This is a genomic window from Neobacillus sp. PS3-40 (assembly GCF_030915485.1).
In the GTDB taxonomy this organism is placed as follows: domain Bacteria; phylum Bacillota; class Bacilli; order Bacillales; family Cytobacillaceae; genus JAUZPL01.
In genome coordinates, this window is sequence record NZ_CP133266.1 from 3,432,791 (window position 1) to 3,450,163 (window position 17,373).

The window sequence follows — 17,373 nt, forward strand, 5'->3', positions numbered from 1 at the left end:
CCATGTAGAAGTGTGTAGCAAAACTTATATTAAAAATTCCTATTAAAAAATAAATTTTTTCCACTCAAAATAATCATTTTGGAATAATGTTTTTATAAGTATCTTGGAAAGAAATTAGTATTTTATAGTAGAATTCTTTGTTAATATGATTTAATTCGGGCGATCTCATTACTTGATGAATGAGATCGTCCTTTTTTTGAAATAATGAATCTGTTTAAGAAAAGGACATAATATATGATTAATATCACTACCTTAAAATTATTAAAAGATATTATGGATTTAGAATATCTTATTTCTGTTGTGTAAGAGAATTGATTTGAAATAATAGATTGAAATCTAGAATTATTTTCATATGATTCATTTTTTTGTAAAATGGGAAAAATAAGACTGTTCCTATTGGTAAAAGCATTTATTTTGAGGAGGATACATATGAGACCAAAACCAGATATGGAAGAAATAAGAGTAAAGACTGAGGAGCTTTGCCAATTAATTATAGATCAAGCTGCATTTCCGGAATTAAGGGCAATGATCAATGATTTCTTTGTTAATGAAGAAGCAAAATTTTTGTACAATGATGTCATGGAAAAGCAGCGTGCTCTTCAACAAAAGCAACAGCAAGGACTTCAGCTCTCAAGAGAAGACATCAATGTATTTGATGAAGCACGGGAAAAAATTTACTTGAATCCAGTTTCACGAGACTTCCTTTATGCATCTCAAGAATTGGATAAAGTTCAAAATTTAGTGATCAAATATGTGCTTAAAACAGTTGAACTTGAAAGAATTCCAACAGAAGAAGACTTAATTGAAGAAGGATGCGGTTGCGGCGGTTCTTGCAGCTGTGGGGGCCATTAGGATTTAAAAGTGCCGTCCTCGTAAACTGTCCGCACCTGCTTCCTATCTTTACCCATAGTTACTATATCCCAAGGCGTGTACATGATTATGACACGTCTTTTTTTTGCTAATCAGAATTTATATCCATAAATTCTGCTAGCGCATAAGGGCAACTACGCCTATTCATCGCCCTTAGAGGCTCGCCAATCGGCGAGTTTTCTTTAGCTAATATTAAAGTATAAACTTTTTTCAAAGTTTATACTTTCCTATGTCGCATAAGTGCAACTAGGCTATCGCCGGCGCCTTAAGGCTTGGCGCTAGCCAAGTTTTCTTTATGTCGTTTACGGACGATTATGAGCAATTCATAAATTTTAAAAATGGTATTTCAGGTAAAACTATAAAATATATCTGTAAAGTGTTAGACTATTAGTTTAAAAGTGCTTAGCCTAAAAGTGGTAGGTTTTGAATTGTTGGAGTATTAAGGTCTATTCTTGGTGATAATATATTTACATTATAAGGGTTGAAATTTAGAGTACTTTGGGGAATACGCTTTGACTGCTATGCAAGTAGTTACTATTTTTTAGGAGGTTTAAAGGTGAGTCTGACTAATAATGATATATTAATTAGATTAAGATATGCTCTAGATATAAAAAATACTGATATGGTAGAGATTTTTAAACTTGGAGGCATTGAAGTATCAAAAGAAGAAATGCTAAAGATGCTCACAAAATCAAAGGACAATCATAATGAAGTCGGCAATGATGGAGATATAGATGAAGATGATGAGAATAGAAAAATCAATAATTTTATGTTCGAATCATTTTTAAATGGCCTTATTATATTTAAAAGAGGAAGGCAAGAGCCAAAAACAGGCCAACCTGAAAGACCAACAATGTCTATAAAAAGTAATGGAAGTGTAAATAATGTCTTGCTAAAGAAATTGAAAATAGCACTAGCATTAACAAGTGAGGACATGTTGGAAATATTAGAAGAAACAGGGGTTATTTTAACAAAAGGAGAATTAAGTGCTCTATTAAGAAAAGAAGGACATAAGAATTATAAAGAGTGCGGTGATAAATACGCTAGGAATTTCTTAAAAGGATTAGCTATTCAATATAGGGAATAGCTAAATCTTAGATGTAATTACTATAAAAAACATACTGGTGATGAGGAAATTAATAGTGTGTTTTTATAAAGTGAATCATTAATAATGAATATAAAACTCCTCCTTGGGAGTTTTTTTGTTCATGAAGGTAAAACTGACCAGAGTTAAAGGCTCTGTTAGTGAACTCTGTTGAATTTTTACTCATTCGTGTATCACTACAGTGACGCACAAATGAGTAAAAAATCATTTTTATCAACAATATTATGTAATAAAGCCAATTAAAAAAGGAGCAAATCTCCATTCGCCCCCTTAAATAAACCTTTACCCACGCGCAAAATGGTTCATATCCGTTAATTCGATAATATACTCATAATTTACAATTGAGTTTTGAATATTTTCTTTCTCTTCTATTGATAAGGTAGGATTTTGCATGTTATTAATTAATTTCAGTTTCAATGTCTCTAATTTTTCTTTTATTTCTTGGTAGTCCATTTCCAACACCCTTTCCTACTTTTAGAATTTTGGATACATATTCTGCCAATACTATTTTGTTCATCTAGATAAAAATAAAACTTCTTGCTTATCTATTATTTTACAGGAAAAACATGTGAGAGAATTATCAAATGTATTGTGAATTTGTGAAGCCTTTTTTATATAAAAAATCCAAAAATATACAAAAATCCAAAATGGTCAATTTTATTCATACACATGATGCTTATTTAACTAAAACTAATAGTTAAACGGAATCAAGCTCCACTGGTGCAGTGTTCTCCTCTAACTACAGAAGTAGTTAGACTTACTAAACTATTAATCGATCTTCTTCTATAGTTGTAAACTCACGTCTTAAAAAAATATATCAATCAAAAGTTCATATTCTATTCACAAATAATGTGAAATATTTCACAAACAAATGTTATACTTACTATTGTTAACGTGGTAATGATAAATATCGCAAATAGAAAAGGCCTTTTTGAATCAATTGTAACTTCATTAATCTATTTGATTTCGTAATAAACGTAAGAAAAACCTATCAACAGGGAGTTGGACAACATGAGTGTATGGGAACAATTATATAATCCATTAGGTAACATTTGGATATCAGCTAGTATAGCAGCCATTCCAATTATCTTTTTTATTGTTATGTTAGTCCTATTTAAGTTAAAAGGATACGTCGCAGGTGGTTTAAGTGTTCTGGTAGCAGGAATTGTAGCTCTTTTTGTTTATAAGATGCCGCCTGCGATGGTAGCTGCCGCTGCAGGATACGGAGCTCTTGCCGGGATATGGCCAGTTGCATCAATTGTTTTAGCAGCAATCTTTTTATATGAAATAACAGTAAAAACTGGGAAGTTTACTATTATTAAAAATAGTATTTCATCTGTAACAGAAGATCAAAGAATTCAGGTATTACTTGTAGCCTTTTCATTTGGAGCATTTTTAGAAGGAGCTGCAGGGTTTGGAGCCCCAGTTGCCATCACTGCTGCGATTCTTGTTGGTTTGGGATTTCGTCCTTTATATGCTGCAGGTCTTTGCTTAATAGCCAATATTGCAGGTGGGGCTTATGGAGCGATGGGAATACCAGTAACCACTCCAGCATTGCTTACTGGTTTAAATGGCTTAGCTGTAGGAAGAGATACCGCATTAGTTCTACCTTTGGTGAGTCTTATAGTTGCATTATTACTTATCTTCATTATTGATGGCATTAAAGGAATACGTCAAACATTACCAGCCATATTGGTAAGTGGCGGTTCATTTGGACTTACCCAGGCTGCAGTCTTGTATTTCTTAGGAGCAGAACTTGCAGATATTTTTGCTGCTATTGTTAGTTTAATTGCACTCATTCTCTTTTTAAGAATATGGAAACCAAAAGAAGTCTATAAAATGAAGGATGCTAAAAATAGTTTAGTAGTTGTTGCTTATCCTGTAGGTAAAATAGCCTTTGCATGGCTACCATTCATTTTATTAACTGGCTTTGTAACACTGTTTAATCTATCGTTCATGAAAAACTTGTTTATTCCAGGTGGACCGCTTAGTAAATTTGTACTTCTTTTACCAATTCCCGGTCTGAATAACCTAGTAATTAAACATGCGCCGGTGGTCCCTGTGAATAGTCCATATGCTGCTGTTTTTAAGCTTGATTTATTCTCATCTACAACAACTGCCATTGTACTTTCGATTATTTTTACTTTACTGATCTTCCGGTGTAACTGGAAATTAATTAAAGAAACGGCTTTTGCAACAGGGAAACAACTAATTACACCTATATTAACAATTTGTAGCGTATTGGCATTTGCCTATATTTGTACCTATTCTGGTATGTCATCAACTCTTGGTCTAGCTTTTGCTTCTACTAAAACAATTTTCCCGCTATTTTCGCCAATTCTTGGTTGGCTAGGGGTATTTTTAACTGGTTCAGTTGTAAATAGTGGATCCTTATTTGCCCCACTTCAATCCGTTACTGCGACCCAAATTGGAATTCCTCCAGAATCTATGGTTGCGGTAAATGTGATGGGTGGGACAATGGCAAAAATGATTTCTCCGCAGTCCATTGCAGTTGCTGCTGCAGCTGTAGGATTGGTAGGAAGAGACAACGAATTATTCAAGTTTACGATAAAGTACAGTTTAGTTTTTCTTGTGTTAATTGGTTTTACTAGTTGGATTATATTTTAATTTTTTAATTTGAAGGGAGAAAATCATCATGAATAATGGAAAAGTAAATCGTGTTGTATTAATTGGAACAGGTGCTGTAGGATGCAGCTATGCATATTCAATGATAAATCAGGGAGTTGCTGAGGAATTAGTCTTAATCGATGTGAATGAAGCAAAATCTGAGGGTGAGGCGATGGACCTTAACCACGGAATGCCATTTGCGCCTTCACATCTGAAGGTATGGAGTGGTTCTTATCAAGATTGTGGAAGTGCAGACTTAGTTGTCATTACTGCGGGATTGGCACAAAAGCCAGGTGAAACCAGATTACAATTAGTTGAAAAGAACACGAAAATATTTAAACAAATTATAAAAAACATTATGGAAAGTGGTTTTGACGGGATATTCTTGGTGGCCACAAACCCAGTAGATATTTTAACCTACGTAACTTGGAAAGAATCAGGTTTACCGAAAGAACGTGTTATTGGTTCAGGAACAGTATTAGATTCCGCACGACTACGTTTTGCGCTTGGGGAGTATTTCAATGTGGATTCAAGAAATGTTCATGCTGTCATTATTGGTGAACATGGGGATACGGAGCTTCCTGTTTGGAGCCATGCAGACATTGGAATGGAGCAGCTTGAAACAGTTTTAGCAAAGACTAATGATGTGAAAAAAGAGTGCTTAGAAACTATTTTTGTTAACGTACGTGATGCTGCCTATCATATCATTGAGAGAAAAGGTGCAACATATTATGGAATCGGAATGTCCCTTGTTCGAATTACAAAGGCGATCCTAAATAATGAGAACAGCATCCTAACAGTTTCTTCCTATCTAAATGGAGAATATGGCCAAAATGATGTGTTTATCGGTGTTCCCGCTATCATTAACCGTGCAGGTATCCGAGAAGTAATCGAAATTGAGCTTAATGAAAAGGAAAAAGAACAATTTAATCATTCTGTTTCAGTGCTAAAAGAAACAATGAGGCCTGTACTTTAATTGATAAGAAAAAAGATAGTGAAAAGCCTATTTCCTTTGAAATAGGCTTTTTCGATTATTGTAAGGTTTTCTTAACTAAGCAGAATTTATATCCATAAATTCTACTAGCGCATGGGGGGCAACTACGCCTCTATCATCGCCATTAGGGACTCGCCAATCGTTATAGTTAATTCTTGGATGTTGTATATTTTTCCAGAGTTGTTGCTAGTTGTAAAAGGGAATTTCTATGATAAAGCTTGTACCACTTTCGTTACTCTCGGCATGTATCGTTCCGTTGTGATTTTCCACTATTTTTCTGGATACAGATAAACCTAAACCTGTTCCAATGTCTTTGGTTGAAAAGAATGGTTCGAATATATTTGTTAGTACTGATGGGGAAATTCCTTTTCCGTTATCCTTAAAAATAAATTGAACACGTGAGTTAACTATACTCGTACTAATTTTAATTTTTAAAGGAGAGTCCTCTTTTGCTTGCAAGGAATTTTGAAATAAATTAATAAATACCTGTAATAACTCTTCACGGTTACATAGAATAGAAAGATTTTTAGTGGCAGGAGAAATTTCAACATCTATCGCTACGTTGTAGAGCAATGATTCACTTTTAAGAAATTTCCATAGATATTCTAAAAAAAAATGGTGAATTTGTATCGTTTCTAGCTCTTTATATGAAGGCTTTGCAATTCTTAAAAAATCAGAAATAATTTTGTTTGCACGATCAATTTCTGGGATTAATAAACTAGAAAACAGGTGGGATATATTACTAGATACGTCATTAGTAAGAAATTGCAGGTATCCCCTAACGGTTGTTAAAGGATTTCTAATTTCATGGGCAATACCAGCAGCGATTCGACCTGCAAGTGCTTGCTTTTCAGACTCTTTCATTTTTTCTTCAATTAAATAACGGTCGGTTATATCTCTAAATTGGCCAAATGCACCAATTACTTTTTTATCTTCATAGATTGGTTGAGCATCAAATAAACATACTACTTGATCACCATTTTTATTTTTAAATTGGAGTTCTTCATTTTCATATTTTTCTTCAAACTCTATTACTCGTTTAAAAAAATCTCCAGTTAAATCAAAATCATAGATACACTTTCCTATAATAGTGTTTCTAGGTCGGTTTAAAATTTGCTGTGCAAAATCATTAAACTCAGTTGCAAACCCTTTTTCATCAGTAATTATAATTCCGTTTCGTGTTCTGCTTAACATAATTTGATTTAAAATATTAAGTTTCTTATTCTGTTTTCTTAGCAACAGTTCTCTTTCAATAGAGTCTACCATCTGAGATAACATTGTTAAAAATAAGGGATTTTGAAATAAGATGGGCACCATTATACAAACACTACCAAGTAAATTATCTTCATCAGAGTATTGAAACGATACACCGTAACAAGCTATGTCATATAGAAACTTGTGATAATGATCTTCACCTATTAATCTTACAGGGTGTCTATAATTTAATGATATGCTAACAATATTTGTACCCGTATCTTCTTGTGTAAAAAGACTTCCTAATTTAATACCAAATTGTTCTACGGTAGTCTTAATTGTTTTGTCACCAACTAACTCTAATAAGTAACCTTCTGAATCAGAGATAACAATCAAGATGGGTGTTCCATTTAATGAATCCAAGAGCTTATTTGAGAAAAAACTCACTACAGATAAGATCTCACTGTATTCCTTCCTTTTGTTATGTAGTACTTGATTTGTCATAAATCTCTTTGGACTAGCTACTTCGTTTGGATCCATTCCATTTTCTTTACACATTCTCTTTGATTCAGTTATATAATATGGTTCATTTTCATTCATCCATTAAACACCTCAAAAAAAATCAATACAGTTATTCTCATTTTAATAATAATTATAGCAATAATCTATAGCTAGATTGTTTTTGCTTCGGAAAATTCACAAGTTAATAAACTAGTTAGAGGACTCAGCCCTTTTTCATGTTAAACTTTATATAATAGTGAAAATTCAGTGTATTTTTTGCGATGTTGATTCTTCTTTTAAAAGAAATGGAATAGAACAGTTAAATATCGAAAAAGAGTTTTCGAGGAGGATTGTCCAAGTTGAAGAAGATCGGAAAGGATAAAAGTAGGTATCTCCCATTGAGAATAAATATTCTATTTTTTGTCGTCTTTATCCTATTTTCAACGTTAGTTGTTCGGCTCGGGATGGTGCAGATCGTATCTGGAGAAAATTATCTGTCTGAGATAGAACAAAAAGTGATTATTCCAATAAATTCATCGGTACCGCGTGGGAAAATATATGACACATTTGGAAAGCTCGTAGTTGGAAATAAACCTTTAAAAGCGATTACTTATACACGATCCAATTCAGTTACACATGATGAAATGGTAGACATTGCAACAAAGTTAGCTAAGCTAATTAGTAAAGACACAGAAGAGGATTTTAGAATTATTAAAAATCGTGATCGTCAAGACTTTTGGATTATAAAACATCCTAATGAAGCTAAGGCTAAGGTAACCAAGGCGGATAAAGACAGACTAAAGAAAAAAAAGTTGGATAATAAAGAATTTGATAAAGAAATTTATGATTTAACGAGGGCAAGAATTACTGAGAAAGAGCTACATTCTTTTTCTAAACAGGAACTGGAGGTATTGGCTATTTTTTGTGAGATTTCCAGTGGAACTGCGTTAACTCCTCAAATTATTAAAAATAAAAATGTTACTGATAAAGAATATGCAGTTGTTAGTGAAAACCTTGATTCCTTACCTGGAGTTGAAACCACAACAGATTGGGATAGGTATTATGTGTTTAAAGATAAAGAAGGGAATGGAACTCTAAGTTCAGTATTAGGGAAAATTACTAGTTCAAAAGAAGGCTTGCCAAAAGATAAACTAGATTACTTATTAGCGAGGGGCTATAGCCGAAATGATCGTGTCGGAAAGAGCTATCTTGAGATGCAGTATGAAGATATCCTGCAAGGTCAAAAAGAAGTTATAAAAAATATAACGGATAAATCAGGTTCTGTCATAGATTCTAACGTATTCAGAGAAGGTAAGAGTGGGAAAAACTTGGTATTATCAATTGATATAGATCTTCAACAAAAAGTTGAACAAATTATTCAAGATAAATTTGGTAAAGCCAAGGTTGGTCAGCCATATATGGATAGGGCATTTGTATCTGTTATGAATCCAAAAACTGGAGAAATGCTTGCAATGGCTGGTAAACAATATATAAAGAATAATGAAACTAATAAAACGGATATTGTTGACTTCGCACTAGGAAATATGACAACTTCCTATTCAATGGGGTCTGCAGTAAAGGGAGCTACAGTATTAACTGGATATCAAACAGGTGCGATATCTCCTGGAGATATACAATATGACCAACCCTTGAAGTTTAAAGGAACAAATGTTAAAAAATCTTGGAATACAGTTGGTTTTGGCCGTATTAATGATTTATACGCTTTAAAAAGGTCCTCAAATGTATATATGTTTTTAACCGCAATGAAAATTGGTGGGCAACAAATATATGTTCCGGATGGCCCATTAAGGATAGACAAAATCGCTGCAATAACCAAATTGAGATATAATTTTGCTCAATTTGGATTAGGGATTAAGACAGGCATTGACCTACCAGGCGAGCAGAATGGGTTTGGTGCTGGCCAAATACCTCCTGAGAGTGGTAAAGTATTGGACTTTGCAATAGGACAGTATGACACATATACACCCTTGCAGCTCCTTCAATATGTCTCAACCATCGCAAATGGCGGTTATCGAATTCAACCGCACTTAGTAAAAGAAATTAGGGAGCCGAATTATAATTCAGATGAATTGGGCCCTATTTTTAGTGAAATTAAGCCGAAAATATACAACAGAATTGATATGAAGGCAGATTGGATTAAACGTGTTCAAGACGGATTTAAAATGGTTGTTAACGAACCACAAGGTACTGGATACGGATATATAACGAATAAACAATATAAGATTGCCGGAAAAACAGGAACAGCCCAAGCTTTATATGATGGACCATTACCAGTCCACCCGATGACTTGGAATGTAACTTTTGTAGGATATGCACCTTACGACAATCCTGAAATTGCCATTTCAGTTGTAGTTCCATGGTCAACAACCGATAAAGTACACACTAATTTAGAAATAGCCAATGAGGTTTTTAAAGCATATTTTGATTTGAAAGAAATGCGTGCAAAATAGGATTTCATTTTCGTTTCTTTTTACTAATTATTTTTTCGTACATTGTTTTATCCTCTAAACGATGAAACATAGAAGAGTCTGGCCTAAGGTTTGCTTCTATTATCCATACTTTACCTTTATGATCAATTCCAATATCGAAACCAATCGTCTTTTCGTCAATAAAATTTTTCCCAATAAGTTCGGCAGCCTTTATACAAATTTTATCAATAGTAAAAAGTATATAATTTTTTGATATTGTTTTTATCTTAGCTTTTTGGAGAGCTTCTTCTATTGGTAAAAGAGATTTAGCAACATTTGTTACGACAAAGTCTTTGCTGGCTATCTTTGCAATCTTTCCTGTAATTTCCCACTTTGGTTCATAACTGTTCCTTTGAACCATAACGCGAACATCAAAGGGGCAATCATCTATTGTTGCTAATGATACTCTTTCTTGGAGGATATAACGATTCTCTGAGAGATAATGTGCTTGAAGATAATCAATGACTTCTTTGCTACTTTGAAAGGTGACTTTTTTTCTTTCGTTATGAACTTCATATAAATCTTCTTTTAGCAAAGACACTTGCAAAATACCGATTCCCCATTGACCAAAGCAAGGTTTAAGAAAGACCTGCTTATTTTTCTTGATTAATTCTGAGAAAATGCAGGGCGTGGCCAATTGAGTATAGGGGACGTAATTAGAAATCTCCTTTGATGAGGTGAAAATTTGAAACTGACTCCATTTGCTCTTAGAAAAGTGGAGGTCGATATCACGAATCCACAGTTTATTCTTCATGAATCCAATATCCAACACAATTGTTGGACACTTTGGTAAAAATTCTTCTAAACTCAAGGCAGCCATAATTGCTACTTCATGTAGTATTTTTGGTATTTGCTTCATTTTCGCTAAACAGGTCTTTTCAAGTACGGCTGCTACATGCCATTTAGAGGGTGCTTCTCGCTGTAAAGTAACAAATACTTCAAAAATCTTACCATCATCTAAATTGTTCAAAAAATCCATGTTCTGAAGTATATAAGATTGTTCTGTTTTTACTTCATTAAGATAATTAAAAACCCGTTCTTTTCCATCCAAAGTTAATGTGAAGTTCCCATTCTCAATAGTATATAGACCGCCTTCAGACGAAGAAATCTTGATTTCATTTAGGCCAAAACACGGTCTGAAAATGAGGAAATGATTTAATGTACGATAAAAGGAATCTTTATTATAAATCTCAGTCTCTACCAAATAAGGTAAAAGGCTTTTATTCTTTTTTAAAATGTGATATTGACTCCACCTTCCCCGTGAATTAACCATCAAACCCCCACCTTTGAATAAGTTACTTTCAATATATGTAAAAAACCTCTTTGGTTTTCATTTTTATTTTTATCAGTTGAGAAGGATTGATCAGTCCTTGGTTGACTCCTGAATTCATTAAGTCCCTCCAAGAAATGGTGAACACAATACCGAATACAAGAAGGTAAGAAAATACAGAAGAAAAATGATGAAAATACTCAGTAACTTAACACAAGCAATGGAAGAATCGTTTCATACCATATAGAAGATCACAAGAAAGGAGGGGATCATAATGGGAGTTCGTTGTAGTTGTGGTGTTCGTGTCAACGCAGTTAAAGAGGATGTAAACGTTAAATTTGATAGTCTCAATGGAAACGAAACAGGAACTTTGACCTATCTTGCTAATATTTGCTTTGACACAATTGAACAATCTACACTCTTACTAACCTTTGTTGACACTGATGGTAATGCACCTGATACTTCTTTCACATTTGAAGTTAGTCCGTCGCTTGTTGGGACGGAAATCACTACAGTCACATGTAACAAAGAAGGAGTAAACTGTGTGGTTACTGTCACTGGGACAGGCTTGAAAACAGGCTTTTTAGGTAATGCATTGCTACCTTTTACTGCTGTCTTCAGAGATCAAGCAGCAGGAACTGATAATGTTCAAAGTTTTGTAATTACCGGCTTTTTCAGTCAAACTGGCGCTGAACCTGTTGGAAATGGATCAATTATTGCTCTAGGTTGTTCTTAATGTGAAACTTCCATAAATGGGGGTTCTGTTCACCCCCATTTTGGGTAGTTGAGCGGTCCTTAATAGTGTGTAGTGCCATGTGAATGGTACGCACACTATTTTTTGTTGATGTAGATAGATAGGATGAAAAGATAATATACTACATTTTTATTTTTTTCCTAGAAATTCAAATATCAAGTTAAAATTAATGCCCCATCCAATATGTTGGACAGGGCATTGTTGTTTTTGGTGTCTCATTCAATTCTTTAATCATAAGATTTTTCGAGTATCTACGATATGTTCCCATAACTTCTTATCGGCTTTGTAGAATCCTCCTATACCTGGAGTTGTGTTTACTTCAAAAATAACAGGTTCACATTGATGATCTAGCCCAATATCTACACCAAATTCTCTTGACCAATACTTACTTGCAATGGCTTTGGAAGCTTCAATGGAAACACTTGATATTTTACTCATAATGTTTCTTTCTTGGTCGTGATCCAATCCTAGAAAACTCTGAAAAAGTTCCTGTATCGACACGATATGTGAGCCTCTATTTGGATTTACTACCCCATTTTCTTCAAGATCGTTAAAACCAACAGAAGCGTACATTCCGCCAATAACCCAATCTGTTTTTATGAATTGAACATGCACCCGTATGTTAAGAGGTTGTCCATTCTTTGAAACACTTTCAACTCCCTCTTGAATGATGTAGGGATTCAAACGTCCCAATCTTTCAAAGGGATGTAAGATACTGTGTATTTGATCTATTTCCAGTTCTTGATTCACTACTTTTCCAACAATGGAATAACCGTTAAGGGTTTGAAAATTATTTTCTCTTTTGGTTAGTTTAAAAACTCCTCTTCCTTGTCCGGATGTATCATGTTTAATATAGACAATTTGATAGAGATCAAGTAAATGAAGTAAATTTTCTTTCGAATACTCAAGCGTAACTGGTATGTGCTTTGAGGCTATAGGATTGGCAACCAACAACTTGTACTGTTCAAGCTTTCCTACTTTTGGAAACAACGTTTCTCACCACTTTCACAATAGCTTTATTTACTTTATCTTTATTCAAAGGATTCTTTTTCAGTGTGGGTTAAGTGGAAAAATTCAGCCTAAAGTATGAATGAAAAGGTGATAGAACGCTATTTTTGAGGAGCATGAATGCTTCTTTTTTTAGTGCGCAAAGACACCAATTAAATGAAATTGTATAAAGCTTTTTGAAAATAGTTGCATGTACAGACAAAATACTGATAGTTCCATAAGAATATGAAAAGGAGGTTTATAAAGTGGAACCAATACTTGTAAAGGATTTACGCACATTGCTAGAAGGTGATTTAGTTTGTGGTACCGAAGATTGGTATGTAAAGGAAGCCGTTGTGTACAAACGACATAAATTAGACCGTCCAAATACAGTTATTTTTTTATATAAAAAAGAATTGATTTATTGGGGGCATCTTGAAAGTATAAGTCCATGTGTTGTTATTACCGATAAACCAGAGGAAGAATTGCGAAAGGTCCGTAAAAATACGACAGTTATTCGGGTGAAAAGTACATTACAGGCATACTGGAAATTTGTGAACTATTACCGAAACCTATTTGATATTCCTGTTGTGGCGATTACTGGTACATGTGGAAAAACGACGACTAAAGAAATGATTAAGCATATAGTAAGTAAATATCACCTTGTTCAAGCTACAGAGAGTAGTAAGAATGAACCAAGACGCTCATTTCCCTATCTCATGGGAATAAATCGTCAAACAGAAATGGCTGTATTTGAAACTGGCTTAGGGAATATAGGGAATATTAAACATCAATGTCTCATTTATCAACCAACGATTGGCATTATTACCACCATTGATGCCCACCATCTCGATGGTTGTAAGACCTTGGAGGGATATGTACAAGCAAAGGGTGAAATGGTTGAAGGTGTTAAAAAAAATGGAACACTGATCTTAAATGCAGATGATGATAATATTAAAAAAATATCTCTGGCTAGGTTTATGGGTAAAGTGATCTATTTTAGTACAAAAAAAACTTCTGACTACAAAGCCAATCACATTCGTTTTGCAAATGATGGGATGGAGTTTGACCTTTTTTATGCCAATTCTAGCTATCCAGTTTTCGTCCCTGGCTACGGAGAACATCAAGTGTATAATGCATTGGCAGCGATTGCGGCTGTTCATGCGATGGGGATGAATATTCAAGAAGCCGTACAGAGACTAGCGACTTTCGAGAATATGGTGCGTCACTTAGAGATAAGTAAGGGAATAAACGGATGTACGATTATAGATGATACTTGGACTATCAACCCATTATCTGTTGAAGCAGCCTTAAAAGTGGTTGATGAAATTGGAAAAGGTAAAAAGTCAATATTGCTGTTAGGTGATATTAATCGTCTTGGAGATTATGAAATAGAGTACCATCAAAAAGTAGGCTCTATGGTAGCTGAAAGAATGTTTGATACATTAATTACAATTGGCGAAAAGGCTAAAGAAATTGGAAAACAAGCATTGCGAGATGGTTTCAAAGGACATGTTCATATGTTTCTTACAGTTGAAGGTGTGAAAGAGATTTTGGAAAACAAGCTCGATGATCATTCCTTACTATTAATCAAAGGACCAATGAAGAGCCGTTCTATGATTGATTTGGCAAGCAGTTTAAAGCTTATAAAACCAACTGATGAACAATAAATTAACCCCTAAAAATTAGCGACGGAAGAGAGCATTGGAAACAATCACCAATGCTCTCTTCCATTTTTATATGTTAAGATTGGTTTGTTCCCTTGGGACGGAACCAAAAAAAACCAAACCAGGAGGTACCCATGAAAAAACAAATCATAACGACTACTGCGGCATTGATGTTGGCATTTTCCAGCTTCGGTATCCCTGCCATAAATGTTTCAAAGGCTTCGGCTGCTACAATAGTACAAAATACGTATAATAACCAAGCAGCAGTGGATGCAAAAGCAGACCAATTGATCGCATATGCAAAAGATTTAATTGGAAAAGCAACTTACAGTACAACTGAATATAAGCGCACATATCCCTATAAATTCTCATGTGCAACATTCATGAATTTTATTTTTGAAAAAAATGGTGTAGACCTTGCAACGTATAATGAAAATTACATGATGCAACAAGGGGTTTACGTTCCGAAAGATCAACTCCAAAAAGGTGATCTAGTATTCTTTGATGCAAATCGTACTGACACGGAGCCAGCTGATCATGTTGGAATGTATATTGGAGATAATAAGATCATACACATGGCAGATTCTGTTCAAAACATTATCATTTCAGATTTGGACAGCAAGGCATACTATACAGATAATTATTTAACGGCAAGAAGAGTTTTACCAACTTTGTTAGCAGCGAATCCAGCAACACAAGGTGATAAAATTGTTGATACTTCTTATAGCTTAATCAATCAAGTAACTATGGGTTCTACAAATGATGAGCAATCAATGACATTTACAGATCCAGGATTTGTGAATTATACTTTTAAGAAAAATGGGATCGATTTGGGCACAAATAGTGTGACAGAGCAAATGAAACTTGGTAGTGCAGTTGCGAAAGATCAGCTTAAAAAAGGTGATTTGGTGTTCTTTACTAATTCGGTGGGTTCAACAACTCCAGGAATAGTCGCAATATACGCTGGTGACCAACGACTTATTGTTCCAACTTCAAGTGGTGTCGTTACGAGAGTCATCCTATTCGATTGGTATGCTCAACATTATTTAACAGCTAGACGTGTAATAACTGAATCCGTAACACCTGTTAATCCGGTTGTATCCTTAGCTGAAAATCTAATAGGAAAAGTTAAATTTGGCTATACGTACGATGAAAATACGTTAACCTTTACTGGCGCTGGATTTGTTTACTATACATTTAAACAGAATGGTATTGATTTACAAACAAAATTGGCAAGTAGACAAGCTGAATTAGGCACGTTTGTTGCAAAAGATAATTTACAGCCTGGTGATGTTATTTATTTCTCATTAGATGGTAGTGGTACGAAAATCACAGATGCTGGTATTTATGCAGGGAATAACGAAGTAATACACCTAACTACAAAAAGTGGCCTTGTAAAAGAAACACTTAGTACGACATGGGCACAACAAAATTATGTAACAGCAAGACATATGAACTAAAGAGAATCTGTGGTCGGACATTAATTAGAGGAGCGAAATTTGCTTCTCTTTTTTTGCTTTGTTGGGCGATACGATTGCTGCCTACGTAACAAGAAATAATAAAATTCATCTTCCATATTTATGTGTGACAAGCGACCATTCAAAATTTCAGGATGGTCATAACATATGAGTATATTGGATCACTTTTAGAAAATGGAGGTGAGGATGTGTGAAGACGATTATTTTTATTGGTGTAAATAAATCAGGCTCGAGTAGAGAAGCGGTAAAGGCGGCGGAACAGCTAGGCTATTATACTGTGGTTTTTACAGATAGTGAAAAACAGATTAAACAAAGGAAAGAATATCCAGATATTCATCAATTAATCTTATTAGATACCATCAATATAGAGGATCTAAAAGAGCAAATTAGAACACTACAGCATAAAGGAAATGAAATTACTGCCATAACAAGTTTTATTGATCAACATGTATACACAGCCTCAATATTAGCCGATGAATTTTGTCGAAATTGTTTATCAACGGATACTATTTTTATCATGGAAAACAAAGAAGAACAACGGAAGTTTTTCATAAATGAAGCATTCACGCCAACCTTTGTATTGGTTGAAAAGGAGATTCCAATACCAAGAGCCGCGATACCCACTAAATTAAATTATCCTGTTATGGTTAAAAATTCTAAATCATGCGGGTCAAAAGATGTATTATTTGCCGATAATATAGAACAATTACAAAAAAGTGCAACAAGATTAAGAGAAAAATATCCTGATGATGCGATTATAATTGAAGAATACATTGATGGAGAACAATATTTAGTGGAGGTAGTTGTCCATAAGGGGCAAATACTTATAGCTGCAATTATTCAACAGGAAATCACCAGAGGAAAGCGATTCATTGTAACAGGATACAGTGTATTAGCAAAGGTCCAATCAGATATAGAAGAGGGCATTGGCAAAGTTGTACAATCAATTACATCTAAATTGAAAATTGAAAATGGAGCTTATCATCTTGAGCTAAGGTTGGGAGCGGATGGATGGAAGTTGATCGAAATAAATCCGAGAATATCCGGCGGAGCGATGAATAGGATGATTCAAGCTGCGTTTGGTTTCAATTTAGTGGAAGAAACACTTAAAATGCTTACAGGAGACACGCCATCTTTAGCAAAAAAAACAAACAACTTCGTTTTTACCCAGTATGTAATTATTGACTATAAAGGGGTATTAGCGAAGGTAACAGGTAAAGGAAGGGCAACACGATCACCGGGTGTAGTTGAGGTATATGTTAAACCGAGAAAGGGTGCAATAATCCAACCACCATTATCAATGGGTCATCGCTATGCTTACGTAATAGCAACGGGTGAAACTATGGAAGAAGCCAAGCAATTAGCAAAAGAAGCTGCGAAAGAAATAGAGTTTCATATAATAGAGAATGAGTAAACAAAAAGCCCTATCGCTTTTG

Annotated in this window: 13 protein-coding genes; 9 read left to right on the forward strand and 4 right to left on the reverse strand. The window is 34.4% G+C overall.

Features of this window, described 5'->3' with window-relative positions; genetic code table 11:
• The first annotated feature begins 429 nt into the window (after positions 1-429).
• On the forward strand, positions 430-852 hold the full coding sequence (locus RCG20_RS16820) for a YlbF family regulator (protein WP_308181258.1): 423 nt from the start codon (positions 430-432) through the stop codon (positions 850-852).
• A 574-nt stretch (positions 853-1,426) separates the two neighbouring features.
• Positions 1,427-1,957 (forward strand): YehS family protein, encoded by a 531-nt coding sequence (locus RCG20_RS16825; RefSeq protein ID WP_308181259.1) that lies wholly within the window; start codon positions 1,427-1,429, stop codon positions 1,955-1,957.
• 300 nt (positions 1,958-2,257) lie between these two features.
• On the opposite strand, the gene RCG20_RS16830 is transcribed toward RCG20_RS16825, so the two are convergent.
• Positions 2,258-2,428, reverse strand: coding sequence for a DUF3896 family protein (locus RCG20_RS16830; protein WP_308181260.1), 171 nt, complete (start codon positions 2,426-2,428; stop codon positions 2,258-2,260).
• Positions 2,429-2,986: 558 nt separating this feature from the next.
• Here RCG20_RS16830 and RCG20_RS16835 point away from each other — a divergent pair.
• Together RCG20_RS16835 and RCG20_RS16840 are read left to right on the forward strand one after the other, a co-directional pair.
• Positions 2,987-4,603, forward strand: coding sequence for a lactate permease LctP family transporter (locus RCG20_RS16835; protein WP_308181261.1), 1,617 nt, complete (start codon positions 2,987-2,989; stop codon positions 4,601-4,603).
• A gap of 28 nt (positions 4,604-4,631) precedes the next feature.
• On the forward strand, positions 4,632-5,579 hold the full coding sequence (locus RCG20_RS16840) for an L-lactate dehydrogenase (protein WP_308181262.1): 948 nt from the start codon (positions 4,632-4,634) through the stop codon (positions 5,577-5,579).
• A gap of 204 nt (positions 5,580-5,783) precedes the next feature.
• Here RCG20_RS16840 and RCG20_RS16845 read toward each other — a convergent pair whose 3' ends face one another.
• Complete coding sequence (locus tag RCG20_RS16845; RefSeq protein ID WP_308181263.1) at positions 5,784-7,391, reverse strand: ATP-binding protein; 1,608 nt, start codon at positions 7,389-7,391, stop codon at positions 5,784-5,786.
• Positions 7,392-7,651: 260 nt separating this feature from the next.
• Between RCG20_RS16845 and RCG20_RS16850 the strand changes: the two genes are divergently transcribed.
• Positions 7,652-9,763, forward strand: a complete 2,112-nt coding sequence (locus tag RCG20_RS16850; RefSeq protein WP_308181264.1) for a peptidoglycan D,D-transpeptidase FtsI family protein — start codon at positions 7,652-7,654, stop codon at positions 9,761-9,763.
• 4 nt (positions 9,764-9,767) lie between these two features.
• Here RCG20_RS16850 and RCG20_RS16855 read toward each other — a convergent pair whose 3' ends face one another.
• A complete protein-coding gene (locus tag RCG20_RS16855) occupies positions 9,768-10,832 on the reverse strand; it encodes a YheC/YheD family protein (RefSeq protein WP_308181265.1) in 1,065 nt (354 codons plus the stop codon).
• Positions 10,833-11,325: 493 nt separating this feature from the next.
• Between RCG20_RS16855 and RCG20_RS16860 the strand changes: the two genes are divergently transcribed.
• Positions 11,326-11,787, forward strand: coding sequence for a hypothetical protein (locus RCG20_RS16860; RefSeq protein WP_308181266.1), 462 nt, complete (start codon positions 11,326-11,328; stop codon positions 11,785-11,787).
• A 249-nt stretch (positions 11,788-12,036) separates the two neighbouring features.
• On the opposite strand, the gene RCG20_RS16865 is transcribed toward RCG20_RS16860, so the two are convergent.
• The gene (locus RCG20_RS16865) at positions 12,037-12,795 is read right to left on the reverse strand and encodes a YheC/YheD family protein (RefSeq protein ID WP_308181267.1); all 759 of its coding nucleotides are present in this window, start codon (positions 12,793-12,795) and stop codon (positions 12,037-12,039) included.
• A gap of 263 nt (positions 12,796-13,058) precedes the next feature.
• Between RCG20_RS16865 and RCG20_RS16870 the strand changes: the two genes are divergently transcribed.
• The 3 genes from RCG20_RS16870 (at position 13,059) to RCG20_RS16880 (ending at position 17,351) form a co-directional block, all read left to right on the forward strand.
• The gene (locus tag RCG20_RS16870; protein ID WP_308181268.1) at positions 13,059-14,462 is read left to right on the forward strand and encodes a Mur ligase family protein; all 1,404 of its coding nucleotides are present in this window, start codon (positions 13,059-13,061) and stop codon (positions 14,460-14,462) included.
• A gap of 131 nt (positions 14,463-14,593) precedes the next feature.
• The gene (locus RCG20_RS16875; protein ID WP_308181269.1) at positions 14,594-15,919 is read left to right on the forward strand and encodes a C40 family peptidase; all 1,326 of its coding nucleotides are present in this window, start codon (positions 14,594-14,596) and stop codon (positions 15,917-15,919) included.
• A gap of 208 nt (positions 15,920-16,127) precedes the next feature.
• A complete protein-coding gene (locus tag RCG20_RS16880) occupies positions 16,128-17,351 on the forward strand; it encodes an ATP-grasp domain-containing protein (protein WP_308181270.1) in 1,224 nt (407 codons plus the stop codon).
• Positions 17,352-17,373: the final 22 nt, after the last annotated feature.